Here is a 24,206-nt window from a genome sequence, read left to right as displayed (position 1 = left end):
GGCCGGCCCGCGCCATCAGGCCGACTGCGCCACGAGGCGCTGCGTCACCCAGACGCGCGCGGCGTCGAGCGCGGCATCCGCCGCCTCGGGCTTGTTGCCTCCGGCCATGGCGAAGTCGGGTCGCCCGCCGCCCTTGCCGCCGACCGCTTGCGCGGCGATGTTCACCAGTTCGCCGGCCTTGACGCGCGAGGTCAGGTCGGCAGTCACGCCCGCGGCGAGTTGCACCTTGTCGCCGTCGACGCTGAGCAGCAGAACCACCGCCGACTTGAGCTTGGCCTTGATCTGGTCGACCACGGTACGCAAGGCCGTGGCATCCGCACCGTCCAGGCGTGCCGCCAACAGCCTGGCCCCGGCAAGCTCCTGGGCTTGTCCCGCGAGCTCGACGCCGCGCGACGCGGCCTGCTGCGCCTTGAGCGCAGCCAGATCCTTTTCCATCCCGCGCAGCTGCTCGAGCAGCTGCGCCGCGCGCTTGTCGAGCTCATTCTCGGGCGTCTTGAGCAAGGCCGCCAGCGACGCCAGCTCGGCGCCCTGGCGTTGAGCCAGGGCCAGGGCGTTCATTCCGGTGGTGGCCTCGATGCGCCGCACGCCGGCGGCCACGGAGCCTTGCGAGACGACGCGCAGGCTGCCGATGTCGCCGGTGCGCGCGACATGCGTGCCGCCGCAGAGTTCGCGGCTGTCGCCGATGTCGAGCACGCGCACCTGGTCGCCGTACTTCTCGCCGAACAGCATCATCGCGCCGGTCTTTTTCGCCTCCTCGATCGGCAGCACGCGCGCCTGGGTCGGCGCGTTGAGCAGGATCTGCGCGTTCACCCAGCGCTCGATGCGCGCGATCTCGTCGGCGGAAATGGGGGCATCGTGGGCGAAGTCGAAGCGGGTCTTCTCCGCGTCCACCAGCGAGCCTTTTTGCTGCACATGCTCGCCGAGCACCAGGCGCAAGGCCTTGTGCAGCAGGTGGGTGGCGCTGTGGTTGCGCATGGTGGCCAGGCGGCGCTCGGCGTCCACGCGGGCGGCGACGGTTTCACCGACGCGCAGGCTGCCGGAAACCAGCACGCCATGGTGGCCGAACACCTCGGCCTGGATTTTCTGCGTGTCGTGCACGGTAAAGTTCAGCGCGCAGTCGTCGCCCTCGAACAGCATGCCGCTGTCGCCCACCTGACCGCCGGATTCGGCGTAGAACGGCGTGCGATCGAGCACGACGATACCTTCCTGCCCCGCCTCCATGCGCGGCACCGAGGTGCCGCCGACGTACAACGCGAGAATCTTGCAGGCGTCGAGCTGCAGGTGCTCGTAGCCCTCGAACCGCGTGGCCTGGCCCGCGTAGTCGAGACTGCCGGCCATCTTGAACTTGCCGGCGGCGCGCGCCTGCTCGCGCTGTCGGTCCATGGCCGCGTCGAAGCCGGACTCATCCACCGCCACGCCGCGCTCGCGGCAGACATCGGCGGTGAGGTCGAGCGGAAAACCGTAGGTGTCGTACAAGGTGAAGGCCACATCGCCGGACAGCGTGGCATCGGCGCGCCCGCGCAGCGCGTCCAGTTCGGCGTCGAGGATGCGCATGCCGTTCTCCAAGGTCTCGACGAAGCGTTTCTCCTCCGCCTCGATCACGTCCTGGATGCGCGCCGAAGCTTGCGCCAACTCGGGATAAGCGGCGCCCATCTCGGCCACCAGGTCGGGCACGAGTTTGTGGAAAAAGGGTTGGTGCCGACCCAGCTTGTAGCCGTGGCGCAGCGCGCGGCGGGCGATGCGGCGCAGCACGTAGCCGCGGCCTTCATTGCCCGGGATCACGCCGTCGACGATGAGGAAGGCGCAGGCGCGGATGTGGTCGGCGATCACCTTCAGCGAGACATGACCGAGATCGGCGCAGCCCGTTTCGCGCGCGGCGGCACGGATGAGTTTCTGGAACAGGTCGATCTCGTAGTTGCTGTGCACGTGCTGCAACACCGCAGCAATGCGCTCCAGCCCCATGCCGGTATCCACGCAAGGGCGCGGCAGCGGCTTCTGCGCATACGTGGTGCACTTCCAGGTTTCGCCCTGGCGCGCCACCAGGGCGATGCCGCCCGCGCGCTCGATCTCGGCCTTGGCGGCCTGGGCCTCGACCTCGCTGGGGAAGCTGCGTTCCTCGGCCACGCTGCGCTCGAACTGCATGAACACGAGATTCCAGATCTCGATGTAGCGGTCGCCGTCGGCCTCCGGCGATCCGGGCGGGCCGCCCCAGACGTCCGGGCCGTGGTCGTAGAAGATTTCGCTGCATGGCCCGCAGGGGCCGGTGTCGGCCATCTGCCAGAAGTTGTCCGAGGCGTAGCGCGCGCCCTTGTTGTCGCCGATGCGCACGATGCGCTCGGGCGGCACCTTCATCTCGTCGGCCCAGATGGCATAGGCCTCGTCGTCTTCCTGATACACCGTGACCCACAGCTTGTCGGCCGGCAGCTTGTACACCGTGGTCAGCAGTTCCCAGGCATAGCGGATGGCGTCGCGCTTGAAGTAGTCGCCGAAGCTGAAGTTGCCCAGCATCTCGAAGAAGGTGTGGTGACGCGCCGTGTAGCCGACGTTCTCCAGATCGTTGTGCTTGCCGCCGGCCCGCACGCAGCGCTGCGCCGTGGTGGCGCGGGTGTAGGGCCGGCGGTCCTGGCCGAGGAACACGTCCTTGAACTGCACCATGCCCGAGTTGGTGAACAGGAGCGTGGGGTCGTTGCCCGGCACCAAGGGCGACGAGGGCACGCGCGCGTGGCCCTGGGCGGCGAAATAGGACAAAAACTTCTCGCGGATGTCGGAAACGTTCATCGAGGCACCTGAATGAGGCTGGGTCGGCGGCAGCGTCCAAACCACAGCAAAACGGCGATTTTAGGCGCCGTACCCTTGCCAGGCGCGAGGCGGGATACCCGCCCTCCCTACCAGTGGTTGCCCCGGCCGCTTCAAGGTGGTGCTGTGCAAACGTCGCCCGGCGGGGCTAAATTGGCGCTTGATTGCGTTCACACACAAGAAAGACCGCCATGGATACCGCCACCTCACCGCTCGCCCAGTTGCAAGATCCCTCTCTGCTCAAAACCCAGGCCCTGATCGACGGCCACTGGGTCGAGTCCGCCAACACCGTGCCCATCCACGACCCCGCCACCGGCCGGCTGCTTGCCCAGGTGCCACGCCTGGGCGCCGCCGAGGCCGAGACGGCCATCGCGGCGGCGGAACGGGCATGGCCGGCCTGGCGCGCCCTGACCGCGAAGCAGCGCGGCGGCGTGATGCGCCGCTGGTTCGAGTTGCTGATGCAGCATGCCGACGACCTCGCCCGCATCATGACCGCCGAGCAGGGCAAGCCCCTGGCCGAAGCCAAGGGCGAGGTGACCTACGGCGCCAGTTTCGTCGAATGGTTCGCCGAGGAAGCCAAGCGCGTGTACGGCGAAACCATCCCCAGCCCGGATCCGACCAAGCGCCTGCTGGTCCTGCGCCAGCCGGTGGGTGTGTGCGCCGCCATCACGCCGTGGAATTTCCCGCTGGCGATGATCACCCGCAAGGTCGCTCCGGCGCTGGCCGCGGGCTGTCCGGTGGTGATCAAACCCGCGGAACAGACGCCGCTGACCGCGTTGGCCGCAGCCGAGCTGGCGCAACGCGCCGGCATGCCGCCCGGCGTGCTCAACATGCTGACCAGCGACGCCGCCGGCTCGGTGGACATCGGCAAAGTGCTGTGCGCGAGTCCCGTGGTCCGCCATCTGTCGTTCACCGGGTCCACCGAGGTCGGCCGCATCCTGATGGCGCAATCGGCCCCCAGCATCAAGAAGCTCGGCCTGGAACTCGGCGGCAACGCGCCCTTCATCGTGTTCGACGACGCCGACGTGGATGCCGCCGTGGAAGGCGCGATGCAGAGCAAGTACCGCAACGCCGGCCAGACCTGCGTCTGTGCCAACCGCTTGTACGTGCAGGACGGCGTCTACGAGACCTTCGTGCAGAGACTTGCCGAGCGCGTGGCCGGCATGAAGGTGGGCAGCGGCTTCGACGAAGGCGTGCAGGTCGGCCCGCTGATCGACGACCAGGCCCTGACCAAGGTGCAGCGCCACGTCGACGACGCCCTGGCCAAGGGCGCGCGCATGCTCACCGGCGGCAAGGTCCTGCATGCCGGATCGGGAGGTCGCTTCTACGCCCCCACCGTGCTGGCCGACGCCCATGCCGGCATGCTGTGCGCGCGCGAGGAGACCTTCGGCCCGGTGGCGCCCGTGTTTCGCTTCTCCACCGAGGACGAGGCCATCGCCGCGGCCAACGCCACCGAGTTCGGCCTTGCTGGCTATTTCTACAGCCGCGACGTGGGCCGCATCTTCCGCGTCGGCGAGGCGCTGGAGTACGGCATTGTCGGGGTCAACACCGGGCTGATTTCGAACGAGGTCGCCCCGTTCGGCGGCGTGAAACAGTCCGGCCTGGGACGCGAGGGTTCGCACCACGGCATCGACGAATACGTCGAGATGAAGTACCTCTGCCTGGGCGCCATCGACCGCTGAGCCGCACCGCGCGGTTCCCTGGCCAGAGCACGTCTCAACGCGGCGGCGGGCAATCTCCGGGCCGGCAATCGGCTTCGGCACGCAGCCGGGCGATGCGCCGACGCACATGCGCGGCCAGGCAATCATCCTCGCGCTGCGTCCAGGCAGGACCGCCATCGCGACGCGGGCCATGGCTGAACATGCAATCCGCGTTGGCATAGCGCCGCCACTGGTTCTGCGCATGGATCAGCCGGCGCTCGGCGATGGTCCCCTGGGTGCGCGCCAGCTCCGCGCGATAGAGCCTGCGCATCGTCGCGTTCAAGGCCTTGAGCTGGGCGGCGGCACAAATCGCCGGCGAGCCCGCACCGCCGTCACAGCCAGCCTGCGCCGGAGGCGGAGCCGGCGATGCCCGCGCCGTGGCCAGCCCGGGCAAAGCCGGCCCCGCGACGAGGCACACCAAGACAGAACGCAGCACGAAACGGGTGAACGACATCGGCATCCTCCAGGCCAAACCTGCGCCTTGAGAATGTCGCACGGCAAAATTCGTTCAATGCGCCGCGGCGTAGTAGCGGTTCTGCGGGTGATTCACCTGGGCGAAGAAGTGCCAGCGCTCCGCCAGCAGTCCGGCCATCTGCACCAGCCAGGCCAGGGCAAACCAGGGCAGCGGCCGGCTGGCGCCGAGCCCCGCGCCGAGCAGGGCCAGCGGAACGATGAACCCCAGCAGAACGAAACCGCCCTGCACGCCGCGCACCACCGCCTCCGGCTGCCCGTGGAAGAACTCGTGCAGATTGAAGCTGCCTGCCGTGAAGCCGCGCGAGATTTGCACGATGCGCTTGCTGCGCACGCCGATGGCCGTCTGCAGGCTGCCGGCCGGTACGAGACGCGCCGTGCGCAAGAGCGCGGCCATGCGGCCCAAAAAGGCCAGCAGCGTCCAGCCCAGAGCCCAGCCGGCGAGTTCGGCCGCCGGTAGCCCGAGCGCGGCGAACAGCGCCGCAGCGAGCGCGAAGCCCGAGGCCAGGCCCATCAACACGAAATTCAACAGGGTCAGCGGCGTGGCCCATTCGCGAATGAAGCGCACCCCGGCATAGATCATCGCCGTGCAGACCCAGAGCGTGCCGCAACCTGCCAGCAGCGCCAGCGCCAGCCAGACGGGCCAGGCGTGCAACCGGCTCAGCCACAGCCAGCACAAGGCGGCCACGCCGAGAAAGGCCGGCAGCACGATGACCTCGCGCGATAGCCAGGACGTGCGCCACATGGCCGCGGCGCGCCAAGCTCGCTCGGGCCTGCCGAGGTGCAGGAAAGACGCGATCAGCGCGACCACGCCCAGGGCCAGCACCATGAGCAAGCCCGGGCCGCCAGCCACGCGTGCCGCACCCGGACCGCCGAACAGGCCCAGGACGGCCAGGGCCAACGCCACGGCGAGACCCTGCGCGCAACCGATGAGGGTGGTGAGAAACAGCACAGACCAGGCTGGACGCATGCTCAACCCTCCGCGAAAAGGCGCGACACCGGCAGGCCGGCCGCCGCGGGAAGCTGACCGCCAAGGCCGGGCCCCGCCGGCTTCGCACTGGCGCACCCGCCCTGCCCTGCACCGCAGGCGCAGGACTGCGCGGCCTTCGGCAGCTGCAACGCCCCGGGCGCCGGCTGCGCACGTTTGCGCGCTTTCCCGCGCAGGCCACCGAAAAGACGTGCCAGGATGGTCTCGGATTCGCGCACCAGTTCGGCGGCCGCCGCCGACTCGCCGCCGTCGTGCGCGGAATTTCCGCGCGTCACAGGCGCCGGCGTCGACTGGGCCGAGCCCGACTGCGTTCCCGCGGCGACCATGGCGCGCCTGGGCAGATACTGGTTGGCGGGACGCGTGCCGAGCTCGGGCATGAGCGCATAGCCGCCGCGCTCGCGGATGGCGCGCGAGATGTCGGAGTCGGGGTCGTGCACGTCGCCGAACAGGCGGGCGTGAGTGGGGCAGGCATTCACACAGGCGGGATTGCGCCGCTCGGGTGGCGTGCTCTCGTCGTAGATGCGATCCACGCACAAGGTGCACTTGGTCATGATGCCGCGCTGTTCGTCGAACTCACGCGCGCCGTAGGGACAGGCCCAGGCGCAGTACTTGCAGCCGATGCACTTGTCGGCATCGACCAGCACGATGCCGTCCTCCTTGCGCTTGTACGAGGCGCCAGTCGGGCACACCGGCACGCAGGGCGGCTCCTCGCAGTGCAGGCAGCTTTTGGGGAAATGCACCACCTGCGTGTCGGGATACTGGCCGACCTCGAAGGTCTGGACCCGATTGAAGAACACGCCAGACGTCTCGGGGCCGTAGGGATCGTGGTCGCTCAGCGGGCCCGCCGCGCTCGATGTGTTCCATTGCTTGCACGAAGTGACGCAGGCATGGCAGCCGACGCAGACGTCGAGGTCGATGACCAGGGCGAGCTGGGTCATGTGGGTGTCTCCTGTTCGGTGGTCTTGCCGCGACGACCGCGTCCGGCGAAATACTGCAGCACATGGGCCGCGCCGCTCGAGACGCGGTGCATGCCGGGATGCTGCCCCGGCGCTGGCTGCGGCGCGCTGTGGCGCGGCCAGGTGGTTTCGGAATGGAGGGCGAGCGCGTCGCCCGCAGCGGGCAGCGGCTCGCCGTGCACGTCGGCGTAGTGATCCCCCGCCATGGCCTCGTCGTCCCGCGGCGCTCCGGCTGGGGCGAGACGCACGCGCAGGTCGTACCAACCGGCCTGACCGGTGACGGGATCGCTGTTCGACAAGGTTCCGGCATCTCCGGGAAGCTCGTCGGTGATCAGGTGATTGAGCAGGAAACCGCGGCGGGACTCGTCGGCATGGGGATGCAGGCCCCACAGCCCGCTGGACTTGCCGATGGCGTTCCAGGTCCACACCGTGCCGGGCTCGACGGCCTCGGAATACTGGGCGACGCAGCGCACCCGGCCCCAGGGCGACTCCACCCACATCCAGCCGCCGTCGGCGATGCCTGCGGCCTGTGCGGTCCTGGGATGCACGTGAAGCCGGTTGTGGCCGTGGATCTGGCGCAGCCAGGCATTCTGCGAGTCCCAGGCGTGATACATGGCCATGGGCCTCTGGGTCACCGCGGCCAGCGGAAACTTCCCCAGATCGACGGCGCCATGCTCCAGCGGAGGTGCCCAGAACGGCAGCGGATCGCCATGCCGGGCAACGCGCTCGCGCAGTTCGGCCGGAGGCTGCCGCCCGGGTCGCTGCCCTTGGGCGGCAAGGCGGAATTTCTGCAGCACCTCGGAGTAAATAGCGATGACCACCGGGTCGTCGCGCTTGCGCCAGCCGTTCTCCTTGGCGTAGCGCAGGTAGTCGCGGTTGACGCCGCGCATATAGCGCATGGCCTCGGGGATGGGCGTGAAATGCACGCAGTCGTGCTTGGCGTACTGCTCCCACTGATTCGGATTCGGTTCGCCGCGCAGGCTCTTGCTGCCGTCCGCGCCGCGCCAGCCGGTGAGGAAACCGATGCCCGAACCCGGTGCGGTTTCGTAGTTGACGATGAAGTCCGTGTAGTCCTTGAACTTGCGGCTGCCGTCGGCCCGCGTGAAGGCCGGGAACTGCAGGCGCGAAGCCAATTCGATCAGCACGTCCTGGAACGGTTTGCACTGCCCGAGCGGCGGCACGACGGGCACGCGCACCGAGTCCATCGCGCCGTCGTACTCGGAAATCGGCCGGTCCAGCATGGACATGGCGTCGTGCCGTTCCAGATAGCTGGTATCGGGCAGCACGAGATCGGCGAACGCCGTCATCTCGGAATGGAACGCGTCGCACACCACCAGGAAGGGAATGCGGTGCTCGCCGTCCGCGCGCTTGTCGGTCAGCATGCGCCGCACGCGCTGGGTGTTCATGGCCGAGTTCCACGCCATGTTGGACATGAAGATCAGCAGGGTGTCGATGGGATAGGGATCGCCGCGCCAGGCATTGGTGATGACGTTGTGCATCAACCCGTGCGCCGCCAGCGGGTACTCCCACGAGAACGCCTTGTCGATGCGCATCGGGCGGCCATCGTCGTCCACCATCAAGTCACCGGGCCCGGCGGGCCAGCCCAGGGGCGAACCGGCCAGCGGCGTGTTGGGCTTGATGTCGTCCCAGCTCTTTGCGGTGCGCACGCCGGGCGGAACCTGTTTGGGATACGGCGGCTTGTGGCGGAATCCCCCGGGCACGTCGATGGTGCCCAGCAGACTCATCAAAATGGCCAGCGCGCGAATGGTGTGGAACCCGTTCGAATGCGCGGCCAGGCCGCGCATGGCGTGGAAGGCCAGCGGGCGGGCGCGCACGGTGTCGTGCTCCCGGCCCCACCAGTCGGTCCAGGGTTGGGGCAGATCGAAGGCCTGGTCGAGCGCGGCCTCGGCCATTTCCGCCGCCAGTTGCGCGATGCGGGACGCGGCGATGCCGGTGATGTCCTCGGCCCACGCTGGCGTGCACTCGGCCACGCGCTCGCGCAGCAACTCGAGCGCCGTCGCCACCGGGGTGCCGTCGGGCATGGTGTAGCGGCCGAACAGCGCCGGCTGCACGCCTTCGCTCCAGGCGGCGACGGGCCGGCCAGCGGCCTCGTCCCACCACCAGGCGTTGAGCGGGGCATCGGGGTTGACCTCGGGCGCAGCGGGGTTGCGCACCATCATGCCGTCGTCCGGGTGCCCCGGCTGCACCCGCACCAGTTGCGCGGCGTTGGTGTAGCGCGCGGCGAACGCATCGTCGAAGCGCCCGGTGCGCAGCAACTCATGCGTGATGGCGAGGAACAGCGCGCCGTCGGTGCCGGGGCGGATCGGAATCCACTCGTCGGCAATGGCCGAATAGCCGGTACGCACCGGGTTGATGGAAATGAAACGTCCGCCCGCGCGCTTGAAATCCGACAGCGCCATCTTCAGCGGATTGCTGTGATGGTCTTCGGCGGTGCCGATCATGACGAACAGCTTGGACTGCTGGAGATCCGGGCCGCCGAACTCCCAGAAGCTGCCGCCGGTGGTGTAGATCATGCCGGCGGCCATGTTCACCGAGCAGAAACCGCCATGCGCGGCGTAGTTGGGCGTGCCGAACTCGCGCGCGAACAGGCCGGTGAGCGCCTGCATCTGGTCGCGCCCGGTGAACAGGGCGAACTGCTTGGGGTCGGTCGCGCGCAGGTGGCGCAGCCGGCTTTCCAGCATGGCGAAGGCCTCGTCCCAGGAAATGGGCTCGAATTCGCCGGCGCCGCGCTCGCTGCCCGGCTTGCGGCGCAGAGGCTGGGTCAGGCGCGCGGGAGAAACCTGCTTCATGATGCCGGCCGAGCCCTTGGCGCAGATCACGCCATGGTTGAGCGGGTGGTTCGGGTTGCCCTCGATGAAGCGCACCTCGCCGTCGCGCACATGCACGTTGATGCCGCAGCGGCAGGCGCACATGTAGCAGGTGGTGGACTTGACTTCGACCTCGCCGGGCGGCTTGGCGATGGGGTCGTGCAGCGGTTCGCCGTTGGAGAAGATCCGGTCGATGCGGTCGGTGATCCAGGCCATGGAATGCCCTCGATTGCGATGAGGCTCAACCCTAAGGCCCGTTTGCCATGAATTCCAACGCAATGTTTCGGTGAAGGTCAGCAGTTTTTTCGATGGAACCCGCCAGCTCGGCTAACACGCGTCGCGCGAACCTGCTGCGGCATGGCCTCTGCAAGCCTTGCGGCAAATGCCTAGGATTGCGGTTTGCGCATTGCAGCAATCAATATTCACGGAAACCGAGACGGCCCCGATCGGAATCCACCTAACCCAGGAAGCCCGCCATGTCCAAAACCCTGTTCAGCCCGCTCAGCGTGGGCGCCCTCGAACTGCCCAACCGCGTCGTCATGGCGCCGCTCACGCGCTCGCGCGCAAGCCAGCCGGGCGACGTGCCGAATGCGATGAACGCGCGCTACTACGCGCAGCGCGCCACGGCCGGCCTGATCGTCAGCGAAGCCACCCAGATCAGCCGCCAGGGCCAGGGCTACGCCTTCACCCCGGGCATCTACACCGACGCGCAGGAGCGCGGCTGGCAAATCGTGACCGACGCGGTGCATGCCGCGGGCGGACGCATCGCCTTGCAGCTGTGGCATGTGGGCCGCATCTCGCACCGCGCATTGCAGGAAGGCGGCCAGGCCCCGGTCGCGCCGTCCGCCCTGCGCAGCGACACCGGCGAATCCTTCGTCGTGCTACCCGAAGGCCCCAAGCGCGTGCCGTGCGACGCGCCGCGCGCCCTGGACACCGCCGAGCTCCCCGGCATCGTGGCCGACTACGCGCGCGCCGCCGAGCGCGCGCTGCGCGCCGGCTTCGACATGCTGGAACTGCACAGCGCCAACGGTTATCTGCTGCAGCAGTTCCTTGCCACCAACACCAACCAGCGCACCGACGCCTACGGCGGCAGCCTTGAAAACCGCGCCCGCTTGGTGCTCGAGGTGATGGACGCCATCATCGCCGTGGCAGGCAGCCAGCGCGTGGGCGTGCGTATTTCGCCGCATTTCACCCGCCACGACATCGCCGACACCGAGACCGAGGCCATCCACCTCCATCTCGCCCGCGAATTCGACCGCCGCGGCGTGGCCTACATCCACGTGGCCGAGCCCGACTGGGCCGGCGGTCCATCCCTCACCGCCGACTTCCGCAAACAACTGCGCCAAGCCTACGGCGGCCGTCTCATCGTCTGCGGCAACTACACCGCCGACAGCGCGCAGGCACGTCTCGACGAGGGCCTGGCCGACGCCGTGGCCTTCGGCCGCCCTTATATCGCCAACCCCGATCTGGTGGAGCGCATGCGCCGCGGCGCCGCGCTGAACAAACCAGACACCGCCACGTTCTACGGCGGCGGCGAGCGCGGATACACCGACTATCCCCTGCTCCAGGAGCAGGTTGCCGCATAACCCCCAAGTTCCAGGAGCGGCTTGCAAACGCCCGGCCCGCCCGGTCGTTTCACGACGGGCGGGCCGATCCGACCAACGACACCGGCGCCGCGGAAACCTTGCTCCGGGTCGGTGAACCGCGCCCAGCCCATCCGCCCCTCAGGATGGGTGGTGCGGATGCATCACCTTGTCTTGCAGGCGTTTGAAGCCGATGAGCTTCATCACATATTTTTCGTAGACGGGCTCGGAATTGCCTTTCTTCATTTTTCGGATGAAGTATTTTTCAAAAGCGATCTTGGCCAGGTGGACCCAGCGGCCGTGGCCGAACCAGTTCACGTCGCGCGGGGGTATCTGGGGAATGGCGACGAACGCCGCCCCGGTGGTGCCGAAATCCGCCAGGCAGATGGCCTGCCAGGTGCCCTTGTGCGTGGGCTGAAGACCGGCGAGTTCTTCCCGGATGTTATGCACGATGGCGGTGACCATGGACTCGATCATGTAGCCGGTCTTGGGCACGCCGCATGGCACGGGGGTCGGCCCCACCGGCGGGATGGCGATGCACACGCCGGCTGAATAGATGTTCTTGTATTTCGGATTGCGCTGGTAGGCATCCACCATGACGAAACCGCGGGGATTGCACAGCCCTTCCACCTTGGCCACGGCGTCGACGCCCTTGAAGGCGGGCAGCATCATGGCGTGCCTGAACGGAAGTTCGTGTTTCTTGAGCAGGTTGCCGTTGACGTCCAACTCGTCCACGTACATCTTGCCGTCTTCCACCCTGGTGGTCTTGGCATTGGTGATCCAGCGGATGTCGTGGTCGCGGAACTCGTGTTCCATGATGCCCTTGGAGTCGCCGACGCCATCCAGCCCCAGGTGGCCGATATAGGGTTCGGCGGAGACGAACGTCATGGGCACCTTGCTGCGCAGCTTTTTCTTGCGCAGTGCGGCGTCGAGAACCATCGCGTATTCATAGGCGGGGCCGAAACAACTCGCGCCCGGCATCGCCCCGACGATCACGGGCCCAGGGCTTGCGCACAGCCGCTCGAAATCCTCATGGCATTTCTCGGCATGGTCGATCGTGCAGATGGAGTGCGTGAATCCACCGTGCGGGCCGGCGCCTTCGACCTCCTCGAACGACAGCCTGGGTCCGGTGGTGATGATGAGGTAGTCGTACGAGACCTTGTCGCCATTGCGGAGGGTGACGGTGTTTTCCGCGGGATCGATGCCGGTGGCCGGCTGGGCGATGAACGCGATGCCCTTGCGCTCCAGGTAGGGACCGATGGGAAACACCACGTCTTCGCGTGACCGCCAGCCCACCGCAACCCAGGGATTCGACGGCACGAACTGGAAATAGTCGGCCTCGTTGATCACTGTGATCCGGTGCTCCTTGCCCAGCAGATCGCGTGCCTCATACGCCGCCGGCATGCCGCCGATGCCCGCCCCCAGTACAACGATGTGCGCCATGTCTTGCCTCCTTTGCTTTGTCGATTGAAGCGCGTGGCCAAGACCTCGCGCAAGGCAGCGCCCATCCCACGCCCAAGTACACCGTCTCCAGCGCAAACGCGCACGGTAGCGGCAAGTATGGGGCGGCCCCTTGAGCAGGGTCAATCGAATCGCACCGAAATCCGTGTTTGCCCTACCCTGGACAAACCCTAATACTCCGGGAAGCATGAAAAAAACGTCCCTATACTCATTGCAGTTCCCGGATAAGACATCTAAATGCAGGGAATTTGGTCACGCGCAAATTTCACACCACCCAGGAGGAAACTACAGCCATGCAGCCCCCCCGTCCACTCTGGAATTCCTATGTCGCCGGTGTCGTTCTCGGCCTGGCTCTTCTGGCAACGTTCATTTTCACCGGCCATGGCTATGGCGTGACCGGCGCCACCACCTCGGCCACCGCGGTCGCCGTGGGCGCAGTGGCCCCCAGTGCCGTTGCCAACCATCAATATCTGCATGTGGCGTACGAAAACGGCTTGAACAACTGGACGGTCTGGGAGGTCGTCGGCCTGTTCATCGGCGCCTTGATCGCCAGCCTGCTCGCCGGTCGCTTCAAGTTCCAGATCGACGGTCCGACCCAGGCCAAGCGCAGCATGCGCCTGGTGCTCGCCCTGGTCGGCGGCACCGCGTCCGGCTTCGGCGCCCGCATGGCCCTGGGCTGCACCAGCGGCCTGGGCCTGTCCGGCTCGGCCACGCTGGCAGCGTCCGGCTTTCTGTTCCTGATCGGCTTCTTCGTTTCTGGCATCGTGTTCGGTCAACTCACCAAGGGGCTGTGGAAATGAACTTCCCAATGGAATATTCCGGTGCGATCTCCGGCATCTTGCTTGGCCTCATCTTTGGCTATGTGCTCGAAAACGCGGGCTTTGGCAGCGGCTGCAAGCTCACCGCCCAGTTGCGCCTTCAGGACTGGGCCGTGTTCAAAGTCATGTTCACCGCCATCCTGGTCGCGGCCGGCGGGCTTTATGCCCTGCAAGCCATGGGCATGGTGGCGATGAACAATATGTTCGTCCCGTCGGTCCTGCTGTGGGGGAGTTCGCTTGGTGGCGTCCTGATCGGTGCCGGCATGGCGATCGGCGGATACTGCCCCGGCACGTCGATGGTCGCCTTCTGCTCCGGCAAACTCGACGGCCTGGTGTTCATCATCGGCTTGGGCGCCGGTACGCTGCTGTTCAACAGCGTCTACGCTTCCATAAAAAGCTGGGTCTGGATGCAGGTCGGCCCGGATTCCCTGACCCTGCCGCAACTGCTGCACATGCCGGCTTGGGCGGTCTGGAGTTTGCTCTTTGCCGTGCTGGTCTTGGTCGGCTACTTGACGCGTGGCAACAAGCGGAACAAATCTTCGTCGGAATCCCCCGCGTCGGGCATGGCGCCTCAACATTCCTGATACGGGAACCCGGTGGGCATGCGAAGATGCCCACCGCCCGTACACCGTTCGGCTGACTCGTGCGTTTCAGATGGACCGGCCCGATGAAAATCGGTCGGGCTGGATACCGCGCACATTTGTTTTTCGTGTTTTCACTTTTAGGAGATTCTTCGATGGCAAAGACCCGTCTCAAACTTTCCCAAGCCATTCCAGCGCTTGCGCTGGCCGCCGCTGTCGTGGCCCCCATGCCCCAAGCTCTGAGCAGCCTTTCCGCGGCGCCCGCGGCTCAAGCCGCCACCAATCCGTGCGCCCCGTCGAATCCTTGCGCACCCGGCAAGAAAATGGGCAAGACCGACAAGAAGGCGGGCAACCCTTGCGCGCCCAGCAAGAAGTCGGACAAGAAAGCGACCAATCCCTGCGCGCCTTCCAAATAATCGCGTTGCAACACGCGACAGACTTCCGCCCCGTCTTTGCAATCCCCGCGGAACTTCCATGCAAGCGCGTGCTGATCGGGGCTCGGGTTTCCGACTCGCCCCAGCGGAGTTAAAGACCCTGCTGCAGGCCGAGCCTGTGCAGCGGCGGGAGCGTATTGCCGAAGCTGCCGGGACTCTCCTGGGATGCATCGACACCTATGCAAGACGCGGCGCGGGCATGCTTGCCGATGTGCTCGGCAGGCATGCCCAGTTCGAGGAATGGGCACATTACCCAGCCGGCGACGCCGTCGACCGCACCAGCGGCTACAGTTTTTATTACCACGCCCACGAGGCTCGCCAACGCATGCGCGGCGAACACGGCCATTTCCATGTCTTCGGGCCGGCACCGACAACGGGCCGGCACAGAACACCCGCGGCTGGCGCTGCGCCCCGCTATCTGCATATCGTCGGCATTTCGGTCGATGATCGAGGCTTTCCCTTACGCCTTTTCACCACCAATCAATGGGTCACCGACGAGCGCTGGCTGCCCGCTGCGGTCGTCATCGCCACGCTGCACAAGCTCGACTTGCGTCATGCCAGGCCCGCGCGGCTGGCCCGCTGGGTCGAGGCCACGACACGCCTGTTCTCCGTGCAAATCGCAGCGCTCCTCCACCGGCGCGACGCGCGCGTGGAGGACAAGGCACGCCACATCGCCCGCGAGCGCCTTCTGGCGGACCGGCGCACGCATATCCTGAGCCAGTGTCGCGTCGATCTGGCCAGCCAGTTTCAATTTTTGGAGGGCGCCGGCATCGGCTGAAAACAACCCATGGCCGAGCCGGCATTTTTGTTTGTTCAACGAGGAGAAGAGCATGAAATTGGTCAAATGGATTGGCATTGGCATTCTGGGAGCTGCTGCCCAGATCGCCTCGGCCGCCGGCCTTCCGGGCCCGCTGGTCACGCCGCAATGGCTGCACGAGCATCTGAACGAGGTCACGGTCGTCGATATCCGCGATGACATGAAGACCTTCACGGCGGAACCGAAGTACGAGACGGACAAGAAAACCGGCAAGAAAACCCTGGTGGAAACCGGCGGCCATATCGCCGGCGCGATCTCCGTGGATTTCAACAAGATCCGTCAGGAACGCACCGTGGACGGCGTGAAGATCAAGGCCCAGCTTCCCACGGCCGAGTACTTCACGAAAGTGATGGACGACTTCGGCCTGAACAAGACCGACAAGCCCATCGTCATCGTGCCAACCGGCGAGAGTGTGGACTCGATGGACATGGCCACCCGCCTGTACTTCCAACTGCGCTATTTCGGCGAACCGCGTGACAAGCTCGCGATCCTGAACGGCGGCGTGAACGCGTGGCTGCAAGCGGGGTTCCCGGTGAGCACCGACAAAGCCGCGAACGCCAAGGGCGACTGGACGGCGGGTCCTGAAGACAAGGCCATCCTCGCTTCGCTGCAGCAAGTCAAGGAAGGTCTGCAAAATGGCTCGGACCAGTTCATCGACGCGCGTCCGACGGCCCAGTTCCTGGGTATCGTGAAAAAGCCCATCAACAAGACCGGCGGCCACCTGCCGGGCGCCAAGTCCTTCCCGACCGACGCCATCGTCAAGCCCGTCGGCGCTGCGCACGAATTCATGAGCGCCGAGGATTACAAGAAGATCTTTGCCGAGTTCAACATCCAGCCCAATGCGCCCACGGTGACCTACTGCAACACCGGCCACCTGGCTTCCGGTGCCTGGTTCGTCGCCCACGAGATCATGGGCAACAAGAACTCCAAGCTCTACACCGGCTCGATGATCGAGTGGACCAATCTGGGCAACCCCACCGTGGGCCTGCCGCAGTAATCGTGCAACCGGTCATGCCGTCGCCCAAGGCGACGGCAACGCGAAAACAAAAAAGGCGCTTCGGCGCCTTTTTTGTTGCGTCCGCGGCATCGACGCGGGATTCAAACCACCAGGGGTTCGAACTCGAGCGTGATGCCGAATTTCTGCCTCACCGCCTGTTGCACGGCCTCGGCCAGAGCCTTGATCTCCTTGCCGCTTGCGCCACCCCTGTTCACCAAGACCAGGGCGTGCCGGGCGTCGACAGCAGCGCGCCCGAGTTCCCGGCCCTTCCAGCCGCACGCCTCGATCATCCAGGCGGCGGCAAGTTTGTAGCTGCCATCCTCGAGCGGATAGCTGACGATCTCTGGGAAATCCTCCAGGATTTCGTTGCGTATGGTGCGGTTGACCACCGGGTTCTTGAAGAAACTGCCGGCATTCCCCAGCACGGCGGGGTCGGGAAGCTTGCTCCGGCGTATCGCGCAGACCGCATCGAAAATCTGTTGTGCATCGGGCGCCGCGACACCCAGCTTGGCGAAATGGCGCTCCAGATCGGCATAACCGATCCTCGGCACCCATGGCTTGGGCAAGCGCAAACGCACCTGGGTGATGACCGACTTGCCGGCGAGTTCGTGCTTGAACAGGCTGTCGCGATAGCCGAAGCGGCATGCCGTCGCGTCGAGCGTGACCACGCGCCCGGTGGTCAGGTCCACGGCATCGAGCGCGTGGAAACGTTCGGCCAGTTCCAGGCCGTAGGCGCCGATGTTCTGCACCGGAGCCGCCCCCACGGTGCCTGGAATCAGCGCCAGGTTCTCCAAGCCGGCATGCCCCTGCGCAAGGCTCCAGCGCACCAGTTCATGCCAGCTGACGCCGGCCCCGGCCTCGATGATGGTGGCATCGGGGTCGTCGCGCACGACGCGCAGCCCTTGAATCTCCACCTTGACGACGAGTTGCCGCGGATCGCCGGTGAGCAGAAGGTTGCTTCCCCCGCCAAGAATCAGCTTGGGCGCGATGCCGAACTCCGGATGATCAACCAGTTGCCGCACATCGAGTTGACTGTGCACACGCACCAGGCGCGCGGCGCGTGCCGCCACGCCAAAGGTGTTCATGGCGGCAAGGGGAACATCGGTTTCCAGCAGCAAGTCCATACAATCGGCTCAGGCAAACCGCCATTATCCCTTTCAAGACCAGCACCATGCCATCTTTTGACGCCGTCCTCGAGCCCAACCTGATCGAGATCCGCAACGCGGTCGATCAAACCGGCAAGGAAACCGCCAACCGTTTCGACTTCAAGGGAAGTTCGGCCAAGGTCGAGCTCGGCGACAAGATCATCACCGCCTGGGCCGACAGCGAGTTCCAGCTCGGTCAGGTGCGCGACGTGCTGATGGGCAAGATGGCCAAGCGCAATGTCGATGTGCGCTTCCTCGATCTCGGCAAGATCGAGACCATCGCAGGAGACAAGGTCAAGCAAGTCATCACGGTGAAATCCGGAATCCCGCAGGAACTCGCCAAGCGCATCACGACAGCGGTGAAGGAATCCAAGCTCAAATTGCAGGCCGCCATCCAAGGCGATGTCGTGCGCATCACCGGCGCCAAGCGGGACGACCTGCAGGCCGCCATCGCCATGCTTGGCAAGGCCATCTCCGACGCCCCGCTGTCATTCACCAATTTCCGCGACTGAAGCCCCCGCGCGCCATGCATCGCATTTCAAACCGACGCGTGCTCCGGCGCCTTGCGGGCATGGCGATCCTGGGATGCTGCGCTGGCCTGGCCGCGGCGCAGAGCGTGAGCCTGGTCGGCAGCTTCGGCGACAAGGCCCTGCTCGTGATCGACGGCGCAACCCCCAAGGCTCTGAGTCCGGGGCAGACTGTGCGGGGTGTGAGGGTGGTGCGGGTCGGCGACGGTTCGGCGGTCATCAGCGTCGGCGGCCGGCAACAGGAACTTCGCGTCGGCGCGAGCCCGGTCGATCTCGCCGGCAAGGGCTTGCAGCCCACGGTGCTGCAAGCCCTGCCGAACGGCCAGTTCGTGACCGAGGGCCGCATCAACGGCAAATTGGTGCGCATGATGGTGGACACCGGCGCGACCATGGTCTCGATCAGCCGGGAGCAGGCCGATCAACTTGGCCTGTCGCTGCGCGGGGGCACGCCGATCGCCGTGCATACCGCGAATGGCGTCGTGCGGGCAACCCAGGTCATGCTCAGTTCGGTGCGCGTCGGCACGATCGAGCAACGCGAAGTCCCCGCCGTGATTCAGGACTCCCCGCTCCCCATCGTGCTGTTGGGCATGAGTTTTCTCAAACGCCTGGAACTGCGGCACGACGCCGATCAGCTCATTCTGATTCCGCGCTACTGAGCGGTCGCGATACAGGCTTCGCAGGCCTGCGGTCCCGATCTACTTGCGCTTGCTGCCGATGCGGCTTTCCTTGCCGGCCAGCAGGTTGCGCATGTTCTGCCGGTGCCGCCAGACCACCAGCAGCGCGATCACGGTCACGGCCAACAGCATCGCGGGGTCGCCACGCCACGCCACGCCGCTGCCGAACCAGGCGTAGAACGGCGCGAACAAGGCCGCCGCCAATGCGGCTAGCGACGAGTACCGCGTGAACAGCGCGACGATCAGCCAGGTGCCGATCGTGGCCAGCCCCAACCACGGGCTGACCGCCAGCAGGATGCCGGCGGCGGTCGCCACCCCCTTGCCGCCCTTGAACTGGAAAAAAGCCGGGTAGAGATGGCCGAGAAAAACGGCAACCGCGACCAGCGGCACCGCCGCGTGATCGAGCCAGCCGGCATATGCCGCCTGATAGGCCAGCCAGACCGGCAGCCAGCCCTTGCATGCATCGAGTCCCAGCGTCAGCAGCGCCGCGAGCTTGCTGCCCGAACGCAGCACATTGGTGGCGCCCGGATTGCCCGAACCGAAGCTGCGCGGGTCCGGCAGGCCCATGGCCCGGCTGACGACCACGGCAAAGGCGATGGACCCCAGAAGATAAGCGGCCAGGGCGGCGAACAGTGCTGCGAGGTTTGTTGTCATCGGGCGCGATTCTATTGAACCTTGCCCCCGCGAAACGCAGGGACCCGAAGCGTCAGGGCAGGGAGCAATGCACGGCGACGGCCTGAAGCAGCTCCGTCAACAGCGCTGGACGCATGCCCAGCAGCAGCCCGCGGCGCCCGCCGTTGATGTAGATACGTTCCAGATCCAGCACGCTCGCCTCGACATACACCGGCATGGCCTTGCGCAGGGCAAAGGGCGAGGTGCCGCCCACCTGATAGCCGCTATGCCGTTGCGCCACCTCGGGCACACAGGGCTGCACGCTCTTGGCGCCAATGGCACGCGCCAGGTTCTTGGTCGAGACCTGGCGATCCCCATGCATCAGGACCACCAGCGGCTTGGCCGCTTCGTTCTGCATCACCAAAGTCTTGACGACCTCATGCACATCCAACCCCAGGGCCTCCGCGCCCCAGGCCGCTCCACCGTGCTCGACATAGTCGTAGGCATGCAGGCTGAATTCGGCCTTCCGGCTGCGCAGCCAGGCTGTCGCGGGGGTTTCGGTCGGGCGATGGGCGGTTTGCACGGGTTTGATCCGATGTGGAGTCGATGAAGGCGCGGCGGCGACGTCACGGCATCCGATCCGGGGCTATTCTGCCCAATCGACATCATGCGCGCCAGTGCGATAGCCCATACGCGGCCCCCGCTGGGGACGGCGGCCTAGAATCCAGACATGCCCACAGCGCCCAACGTCGACCTGCACTGCCACTCCACCGTGTCTGACGGAACCCTCGCGCCAGCCGCCCTGGCCAGGCGCGCCAGCGCCAACGGCGTGCAGATCTGGGCGCTCACGGACCATGATGAAACCGGGGGACTGGCCGAAGCCGCGGCTGCCGCGGAAAAGCTCGACCTGCACTTTGTGCCAGGGGTGGAGATCTCCGTTTCGGTTGGTCACCAGACCGTGCATATCGTCGGGCTCGGCATCGATTTTGCCAATCCCGTCTTGCTGGCCGGCCTGGCCCAGGTACGCGCCGGTCGCGACACCCGCGCCCGCCTGATGGCCCAGGCGCTTGAACAACATACCCGCGTGCGCGGCGCCTACGCCGGGGCCTGCCGCTATGCCGGCAATCCGGCGCTGATCTCCCGCACCCACTTTGCCCGCTTCCTGGTCGAACAGGGTGTTTGCGGCAACACGCATGAAGTCTTCGGCCGCTTTCTCACGCCCGGAAATCCCGGTTACGTGGAACATGCCTGGGCCACGCTGCAGGACGCGGTGGGCTGGATTCGCGCTGCCGGCGGCCATGCCGTCATTGCGCATCCCGGGCGCTACCGTTTCACCGCCACCGAGGAATGGGCGCTGTTTACCAGCTTCAAGGAGATGGGCGGCGCCGGCGTCGAAGTGATGACCGGCAGCCACAGTGCGGCGGACTTCCGCAAGTACGCCGGCCTGGCGCTAGAGTTCGGCCTGCGCGCCTCGCGCGGTTCCGATTTCCACAGCCCGCAGGAAAGCCGCTGCGACTTGGGCGGCCTGCCTCCCCTGCCCGCCGACCTCGCCCCCATCTGGGAGCTGTTGCACTGACGGGTTACACGCCGCTTGACGAGTCGCCTCCGAGCCGCTCGCCTGCGGCGGCCCCCTATTTCCCAGCATGGCTCAATACTTCCACATTCACCCCGACAACCCGCAACAGCGGCTGATCAAGCAGGCCAGCGCCATCCTGCATGGCGGGGGCGTCGCGGCCATCCCGACCGATTCGTCCTACGCCCTGGTTTGCCACCTGGATGACAAAGGCGCGGCCGAGCGCCTGCGCCGCATTCGTCAGGTCGACGACAAGCACCATCTCACCTTGCTGTGCAGCGATTTGTCCGAGCTTGGTGCTTACGCCCTGGCGGACAACCGCCAGTTCCGCCTGCTGCGCGCGGCCACGCCCGGTCCCTACACCTTCATCCTGGAAGCCACCAAGGAAGTGCCGCGCAGGGTTTCGCATCCCTCGCGCAAGACCATCGGCGTGCGCGTGCCCCAACATGCCGTCACCCACGCCCTGCTTGCCGAACTGGCCCAGCCATTGCTGGCGACCACGCTGATCCTGCCCGGGGAGCAGGAACCGTTGAACGACCCCGAGATCATTCGCACCCGGCTGGAGAAACTGGTCGACCTCGTCATCGATGCCGGCCCCTGCCCCCTGCAGCCCACGACCATCATCGACCTGAGCGGCGCGGCCCCCACCGTCGTGCGCATGGGCCGCGGCCCGCTTGCCCCACTGGGTCTGAGCGCCGAGTCCTGAACGTCCAAGCCCAAGTCGCGCCCCATCACAACCCGCCCACGATACGAACTGCCGCACCGCACCTTATGGACCAACTCATCCAGGCCGTCACCGTCTACGCACTGCCCGTGCTGTTCGCCATCACCCTGCACGAAGCGGCGCACGGCTATGCAGCGCGCTATTTCGGCGATAACTCCGCCTACATGATGGGCCGCGTGTCGCTCAACCCGGCGCGCCACATCGACCCCATCGGCACCATCCTCATCCCGCTGGTCCTGTATTTCGCCACCAGCGGCGCCTTCCTGTTCGGCTACGCCAAGCCGGTGCCGGTGAATTTCGGCGCCTTGCGCAACCCCAAACGCGACATGATCTGGGTGGCGCTCGCCGGCCCGGCCTCCAACTTCGTCCAGGCTTTCCTCTGGGGCCTGGTGCTGATCGCCCTGACTGGATTGGGCAGTCGCGAAATCTATTTCTATGACGTGGCGCGCGCCGGCATCCTGGTCAACATCGTGATGTTCGTGTTCAACCTCCTTCCCATCCCCCCGCTCGACGGCGGCCGGGTGCTCGTCGGGCTGCTACCCGTGCGGCAGGCCATCGCCTTGTCACGCGTCGAGCCTTACGGGTTTTTCATCGTCATGGCCCTGGTGCTCACCGGCGTCATCACCACCGTCTGGCTGATTCCGCTCATGGGCCTGACGCAAACCGTGCTCGGCCTGCTGCTCACGCCGTTCAAACTCCTGCTTTAAGACTTGCCCGCCCCGTTTTCCTTGCAATGACCAGTTGGAGATCCACACAATGTCGACGACCCTACACAACTTCGCATCCATCCGTTTCGTGCGCCACGCCGTCATCGCGGTCGTCACCACGGCTTCCTGCCTGATCAGCGCGCATGCCGCCGAACTGTCCGCGCTGTGGGGTGAATACAAGGGTTATCACAACATCACCCTGGCCTACCAGACCCGTCCACTGTGGGTCCACAACCTTGCCAACAGCCGCCTCGACCTCAGCCTGGAAGCTTCCGCCGGGCAGGTCTCCGCGCCCTCCGGGTCCGGCCATGGCTCGCTCTGGCATGTCGGGCTCACCCCCTTCGCACGCTGGTGGTTCACCGACCGCAGCGGAATCGAGGTGGGGATCGGAGCCAACCTGTTTTCAGGAACGCGCATCGGCGACAAGACCATCTCCACGGCCTTCCAGTTCGGCGACTCGATCGGCGTCTTCCACCGCTTTGCCAACACGCCGTGGACCCTGGGCTTGCGCCTGACCCACTATTCGAACGCCGACATCAAAGAGCCGAACCCCGGCCAGGACTACATCCAACTGCGCGCCAGCTATGACTTCAACTGAGACCGACCACGCATCGCACGGCAGCGACGAGCGCGTGCTCTCCGGCATGCGCCCGACAGGGGCGCTGCACCTGGGGCACTACCACGGCGCACTGAAAAACTGGGTGCGGCTGCAAGACGAACACGCCTGCTATTTCTTCGTCGCCGACTGGCACGCGCTGACGACGCATTACGAGTCGCCCGAAGTGGTAGCCGCCAACACCCACGACATGGTCATCGACTGGCTCGCCGCGGGCGTGGATCCGGACAGGGCCACGCTGTTCGTGCAGAGCCGGGTGCTGGAGCACGCCGAACTCTTCCTCCTGCTGGCCATGGGCACGCCGCTGGCCTGGCTGGAACGGGTGCCCACCTACAAGGACCAGATCACCAACCTCAAGGACAAGGATCTGCTGACCTACGGCTTCCTCGGCTACCCCTTGCTGCAGGCAGCCGACATCCTCATCTATCAGGCCCGCTACGTGCCGGTGGGCGCCGACCAGGTTCCCCACATCGAGATGAGCCGGGAAATCGCCCGGCGCTTCAACGCCCTGTACGGCAAGGACCCGCAGATCGAAGCCCAGGCCAAGGCTGCGGCAGCCAAGCTGACGGAGACGCAGCGCCAGCAGCTGCTGGCGCTGCGCCGCGAGGCCGACCAAGACGGCCTGGTCGAGAAGCGCGACGAAGCGCGCGCGCTCATCGCCGCGAGCAAGCTCGCCCGCGTCGAGAAGGACGCCCTGCGCGCGCAGATCGACGGTGGGCGGCGCACCATCCTGCGCGAGCCCGAGGCCCTGCTCACACCCGAGTCCAAGCTGCCCGGCCTGGATGGTCGCAAGATGTCGAAGAGCTATGGCAACGCCATCGCCATCCGCGAAGATCGGGCCAGCGTCGAGCAGAAGGTCAAGCGCATGCCCACCGACCCTGCGCGCGTGAAACGCACCGATCCCGGCAATCCCGAACGCTGCCCGGTCTGGCAATTCCACCTCGCCTACAGCGATGAAGCGACGCGGGCGTGGGTCCAGAAGGGCTGCACCACGGCGGGCATCGGCTGCCTGGAATGCAAGCAACCTGTCATCGACGCCATCCTGCGCGAGCAACAGCCCATGCTGGAGCGCGCACAACCCTATCTCGATCAACCCGGGCTGGTGCGCGACATTCTGGATGCGGGTTGCGACAAGGCCGGGGCGGCGGCGCGCGAGACCATGCGCACCGTGCGCGAAGTCATGGGTCTGCGTTGAGCG

The 24,206-nt window shown here is 66.3% G+C and carries 22 protein-coding genes and 1 pseudogene; 14 read left to right on the top strand and 9 right to left on the bottom strand.

The genetic code is table 11. The features are described 5' to 3' along the window. Nucleotides 1–15: 15 nt before the first annotated feature. The gene (gene alaS / locus THIARS_RS09330) at nucleotides 16–2,778 is read right to left on the bottom strand and encodes an alanine--tRNA ligase (RefSeq protein WP_094160473.1); all 2,763 of its coding nucleotides are present in this window, start codon (nucleotides 2,776–2,778) and stop codon (nucleotides 16–18) included. A gap of 209 nt (nucleotides 2,779–2,987) precedes the next feature. On the opposite strand from alaS, the gene THIARS_RS09325 reads away from it, so the two are divergent. Further along, nucleotides 2,988–4,478 (top strand): NAD-dependent succinate-semialdehyde dehydrogenase, encoded by a 1,491-nt coding sequence (locus tag THIARS_RS09325; protein WP_094160472.1) that lies wholly within the window; start codon nucleotides 2,988–2,990, stop codon nucleotides 4,476–4,478. Nucleotides 4,479–4,512: 34 nt separating this feature from the next. On the opposite strand, the gene THIARS_RS09320 is transcribed toward THIARS_RS09325, so the two are convergent. From THIARS_RS09320 to THIARS_RS09305, 4 genes and pseudogenes are all read right to left on the bottom strand, one after another. Continuing rightward, complete coding sequence (locus THIARS_RS09320) at nucleotides 4,513–4,950, bottom strand: lysozyme inhibitor LprI family protein (RefSeq protein ID WP_186436618.1); 438 nt, start codon at nucleotides 4,948–4,950, stop codon at nucleotides 4,513–4,515. A gap of 54 nt (nucleotides 4,951–5,004) precedes the next feature. Then, nucleotides 5,005–5,937: a dimethyl sulfoxide reductase anchor subunit family protein gene (locus THIARS_RS09315; RefSeq protein WP_094160470.1), complete on the bottom strand. Its 933-nt coding sequence runs from the start codon at nucleotides 5,935–5,937 to the stop codon at nucleotides 5,005–5,007. Between the two features lie 230 nt (nucleotides 5,938–6,167). Then, nucleotides 6,168–6,893: pseudogene (locus THIARS_RS09310) on the bottom strand (4Fe-4S dicluster domain-containing protein); the annotation flags it as partial. Next, a complete protein-coding gene (locus THIARS_RS09305; protein ID WP_245845828.1) occupies nucleotides 6,890–9,844 on the bottom strand; it encodes a molybdopterin oxidoreductase family protein in 2,955 nt (984 codons plus the stop codon). The gene THIARS_RS09305 and the pseudogene THIARS_RS09310, both read right to left, overlap by 4 nt. Before the next feature lie 371 nt (nucleotides 9,845–10,215). Between THIARS_RS09305 and THIARS_RS09300 the strand changes: the two genes are divergently transcribed. Then, nucleotides 10,216–11,325, top strand: a complete 1,110-nt coding sequence (locus THIARS_RS09300) for an alkene reductase (protein WP_094160468.1) — start codon at nucleotides 10,216–10,218, stop codon at nucleotides 11,323–11,325. 138 nt (nucleotides 11,326–11,463) lie between these two features. On the opposite strand, the gene THIARS_RS09295 is transcribed toward THIARS_RS09300, so the two are convergent. Further along, nucleotides 11,464–12,765 carry an NAD(P)/FAD-dependent oxidoreductase gene (locus THIARS_RS09295; protein WP_094160467.1) on the bottom strand — a complete coding sequence of 434 codons (1,302 nt, stop codon included), beginning with the start codon at nucleotides 12,763–12,765 and terminating at the stop codon, nucleotides 11,464–11,466. A 266-nt stretch (nucleotides 12,766–13,031) separates the two neighbouring features. On the opposite strand from THIARS_RS09295, the gene THIARS_RS09290 reads away from it, so the two are divergent. The 5 genes from THIARS_RS09290 to THIARS_RS09270 all read left to right on the top strand — a co-directional run bounded on the left by THIARS_RS09290 (nucleotide 13,032) and on the right by THIARS_RS09270 (nucleotide 16,430). Then, the gene (locus THIARS_RS09290) at nucleotides 13,032–13,583 is read left to right on the top strand and encodes a YeeE/YedE thiosulfate transporter family protein (protein ID WP_425444232.1); all 552 of its coding nucleotides are present in this window, start codon (nucleotides 13,032–13,034) and stop codon (nucleotides 13,581–13,583) included. An 8-nt stretch (nucleotides 13,584–13,591) separates the two neighbouring features. Next, nucleotides 13,592–14,185, top strand: coding sequence for a YeeE/YedE thiosulfate transporter family protein (locus THIARS_RS09285; protein ID WP_245845709.1), 594 nt, complete (start codon nucleotides 13,592–13,594; stop codon nucleotides 14,183–14,185). A gap of 152 nt (nucleotides 14,186–14,337) precedes the next feature. Further along, a complete protein-coding gene (locus tag THIARS_RS09280) occupies nucleotides 14,338–14,598 on the top strand; it encodes a hypothetical protein (protein ID WP_094160465.1) in 261 nt (86 codons plus the stop codon). Nucleotides 14,599–14,656: 58 nt separating this feature from the next. Continuing rightward, nucleotides 14,657–15,394, top strand: coding sequence for a DUF6969 family protein (locus tag THIARS_RS09275; protein ID WP_141202366.1), 738 nt, complete (start codon nucleotides 14,657–14,659; stop codon nucleotides 15,392–15,394). Between the two features lie 52 nt (nucleotides 15,395–15,446). Next, the gene (locus tag THIARS_RS09270; protein WP_094160739.1) at nucleotides 15,447–16,430 is read left to right on the top strand and encodes a sulfurtransferase; all 984 of its coding nucleotides are present in this window, start codon (nucleotides 15,447–15,449) and stop codon (nucleotides 16,428–16,430) included. A 101-nt stretch (nucleotides 16,431–16,531) separates the two neighbouring features. Here the strand turns inward: THIARS_RS09270 and murB are convergent, their stop codons facing one another. Beyond that, nucleotides 16,532–17,554 carry a UDP-N-acetylmuramate dehydrogenase gene (gene murB, locus THIARS_RS09265; RefSeq protein WP_094160463.1) on the bottom strand — a complete coding sequence of 341 codons (1,023 nt, stop codon included), beginning with the start codon at nucleotides 17,552–17,554 and terminating at the stop codon, nucleotides 16,532–16,534. A 47-nt stretch (nucleotides 17,555–17,601) separates the two neighbouring features. On the opposite strand from murB, the gene THIARS_RS09260 reads away from it, so the two are divergent. Together THIARS_RS09260 and THIARS_RS09255 are read left to right on the top strand one after the other, a co-directional pair. Then, nucleotides 17,602–18,087 (top strand): YajQ family cyclic di-GMP-binding protein, encoded by a 486-nt coding sequence (locus tag THIARS_RS09260; protein ID WP_094160462.1) that lies wholly within the window; start codon nucleotides 17,602–17,604, stop codon nucleotides 18,085–18,087. A 14-nt stretch (nucleotides 18,088–18,101) separates the two neighbouring features. Further along, nucleotides 18,102–18,758 carry a retropepsin-like aspartic protease family protein gene (locus tag THIARS_RS09255; protein ID WP_094160461.1) on the top strand — a complete coding sequence of 219 codons (657 nt, stop codon included), beginning with the start codon at nucleotides 18,102–18,104 and terminating at the stop codon, nucleotides 18,756–18,758. Between the two features lie 39 nt (nucleotides 18,759–18,797). Here THIARS_RS09255 and plsY read toward each other — a convergent pair whose 3' ends face one another. Both plsY and THIARS_RS09245 read right to left on the bottom strand, forming a co-directional pair. Continuing rightward, nucleotides 18,798–19,430, bottom strand: coding sequence for a glycerol-3-phosphate 1-O-acyltransferase PlsY (gene plsY / locus THIARS_RS09250; RefSeq protein ID WP_094160460.1), 633 nt, complete (start codon nucleotides 19,428–19,430; stop codon nucleotides 18,798–18,800). Nucleotides 19,431–19,482: 52 nt separating this feature from the next. Next, nucleotides 19,483–19,971 (bottom strand): aminoacyl-tRNA deacylase, encoded by a 489-nt coding sequence (locus tag THIARS_RS09245; RefSeq protein ID WP_094160459.1) that lies wholly within the window; start codon nucleotides 19,969–19,971, stop codon nucleotides 19,483–19,485. Between the two features lie 147 nt (nucleotides 19,972–20,118). Between THIARS_RS09245 and THIARS_RS09240 the strand changes: the two genes are divergently transcribed. The 5 genes from THIARS_RS09240 (at nucleotide 20,119) to THIARS_RS09220 (ending at nucleotide 24,203) form a co-directional block, all read left to right on the top strand. Continuing rightward, nucleotides 20,119–20,964 carry a 3',5'-nucleoside bisphosphate phosphatase gene (locus THIARS_RS09240; protein WP_094160458.1) on the top strand — a complete coding sequence of 282 codons (846 nt, stop codon included), beginning with the start codon at nucleotides 20,119–20,121 and terminating at the stop codon, nucleotides 20,962–20,964. A gap of 67 nt (nucleotides 20,965–21,031) precedes the next feature. Further along, nucleotides 21,032–21,667 (top strand): L-threonylcarbamoyladenylate synthase, encoded by a 636-nt coding sequence (locus THIARS_RS09235; RefSeq protein WP_094160457.1) that lies wholly within the window; start codon nucleotides 21,032–21,034, stop codon nucleotides 21,665–21,667. 65 nt (nucleotides 21,668–21,732) lie between these two features. Beyond that, nucleotides 21,733–22,392, top strand: a complete 660-nt coding sequence (locus tag THIARS_RS09230) for a site-2 protease family protein (protein WP_094160456.1) — start codon at nucleotides 21,733–21,735, stop codon at nucleotides 22,390–22,392. 49 nt (nucleotides 22,393–22,441) lie between these two features. Next, the gene (locus THIARS_RS09225; RefSeq protein WP_094160455.1) at nucleotides 22,442–22,990 is read left to right on the top strand and encodes an acyloxyacyl hydrolase; all 549 of its coding nucleotides are present in this window, start codon (nucleotides 22,442–22,444) and stop codon (nucleotides 22,988–22,990) included. A gap of 46 nt (nucleotides 22,991–23,036) precedes the next feature. Next, nucleotides 23,037–24,203 carry a tryptophan--tRNA ligase gene (locus THIARS_RS09220; RefSeq protein WP_245845825.1) on the top strand — a complete coding sequence of 389 codons (1,167 nt, stop codon included), beginning with the start codon at nucleotides 23,037–23,039 and terminating at the stop codon, nucleotides 24,201–24,203. The last annotated feature ends 3 nt before the right edge of the window (nucleotides 24,204–24,206 follow it).

This window comes from Thiomonas delicata (assembly GCF_900088825.1).
Classification (GTDB): domain Bacteria; phylum Pseudomonadota; class Gammaproteobacteria; order Burkholderiales; family Burkholderiaceae_C; genus Thiomonas_A; species Thiomonas_A delicata.
This window is presented reverse-complemented; position numbering and strand designations above follow the sequence as displayed.

What these genes read in the sequence shown, in the direction of transcription:
- alaS (WP_094160473.1), bottom strand. Translation starts at nt 2,778, where the DNA reads ATGAACGTTTCCGACATCCGCGAGAAGTTTTTGTCCTATTTCGCCGCC.
- THIARS_RS09325 (WP_094160472.1), top strand. Translation starts at nt 2,988, where the DNA reads ATGGATACCGCCACCTCACCGCTCGCCCAGTTGCAAGATCCCTCTCTG.
- THIARS_RS09320 (WP_186436618.1), bottom strand. Translation starts at nt 4,950, where the DNA reads ATGTCGTTCACCCGTTTCGTGCTGCGTTCTGTCTTGGTGTGCCTCGTC.
- THIARS_RS09315 (WP_094160470.1), bottom strand. Translation starts at nt 5,937, where the DNA reads ATGCGTCCAGCCTGGTCTGTGCTGTTTCTCACCACCCTCATCGGTTGC.
- THIARS_RS09305 (WP_245845828.1), bottom strand. Translation starts at nt 9,844, where the DNA reads ATGTGCGCCTGCCGCTGCGGCATCAACGTGCATGTGCGCGACGGCGAG.
- THIARS_RS09300 (WP_094160468.1), top strand. Translation starts at nt 10,216, where the DNA reads ATGTCCAAAACCCTGTTCAGCCCGCTCAGCGTGGGCGCCCTCGAACTG.
- THIARS_RS09295 (WP_094160467.1), bottom strand. Translation starts at nt 12,765, where the DNA reads ATGGCGCACATCGTTGTACTGGGGGCGGGCATCGGCGGCATGCCGGCG.
- THIARS_RS09285 (WP_245845709.1), top strand. Translation starts at nt 13,592, where the DNA reads ATGGAATATTCCGGTGCGATCTCCGGCATCTTGCTTGGCCTCATCTTT.
- THIARS_RS09280 (WP_094160465.1), top strand. Translation starts at nt 14,338, where the DNA reads ATGGCAAAGACCCGTCTCAAACTTTCCCAAGCCATTCCAGCGCTTGCG.
- THIARS_RS09275 (WP_141202366.1), top strand. Translation starts at nt 14,657, where the DNA reads ATGCAAGCGCGTGCTGATCGGGGCTCGGGTTTCCGACTCGCCCCAGCG.
- THIARS_RS09270 (WP_094160739.1), top strand. Translation starts at nt 15,447, where the DNA reads ATGAAATTGGTCAAATGGATTGGCATTGGCATTCTGGGAGCTGCTGCC.
- murB (WP_094160463.1), bottom strand. Translation starts at nt 17,554, where the DNA reads ATGGACTTGCTGCTGGAAACCGATGTTCCCCTTGCCGCCATGAACACC.
- THIARS_RS09260 (WP_094160462.1), top strand. Translation starts at nt 17,602, where the DNA reads ATGCCATCTTTTGACGCCGTCCTCGAGCCCAACCTGATCGAGATCCGC.
- THIARS_RS09255 (WP_094160461.1), top strand. Translation starts at nt 18,102, where the DNA reads ATGCATCGCATTTCAAACCGACGCGTGCTCCGGCGCCTTGCGGGCATG.
- plsY (WP_094160460.1), bottom strand. Translation starts at nt 19,430, where the DNA reads ATGACAACAAACCTCGCAGCACTGTTCGCCGCCCTGGCCGCTTATCTT.
- THIARS_RS09240 (WP_094160458.1), top strand. Translation starts at nt 20,119, where the DNA reads ATGCCCACAGCGCCCAACGTCGACCTGCACTGCCACTCCACCGTGTCT.
- THIARS_RS09235 (WP_094160457.1), top strand. Translation starts at nt 21,032, where the DNA reads ATGGCTCAATACTTCCACATTCACCCCGACAACCCGCAACAGCGGCTG.
- THIARS_RS09230 (WP_094160456.1), top strand. Translation starts at nt 21,733, where the DNA reads ATGGACCAACTCATCCAGGCCGTCACCGTCTACGCACTGCCCGTGCTG.
- THIARS_RS09225 (WP_094160455.1), top strand. Translation starts at nt 22,442, where the DNA reads ATGTCGACGACCCTACACAACTTCGCATCCATCCGTTTCGTGCGCCAC.
- THIARS_RS09220 (WP_245845825.1), top strand. Translation starts at nt 23,037, where the DNA reads ATGCGCCCGACAGGGGCGCTGCACCTGGGGCACTACCACGGCGCACTG.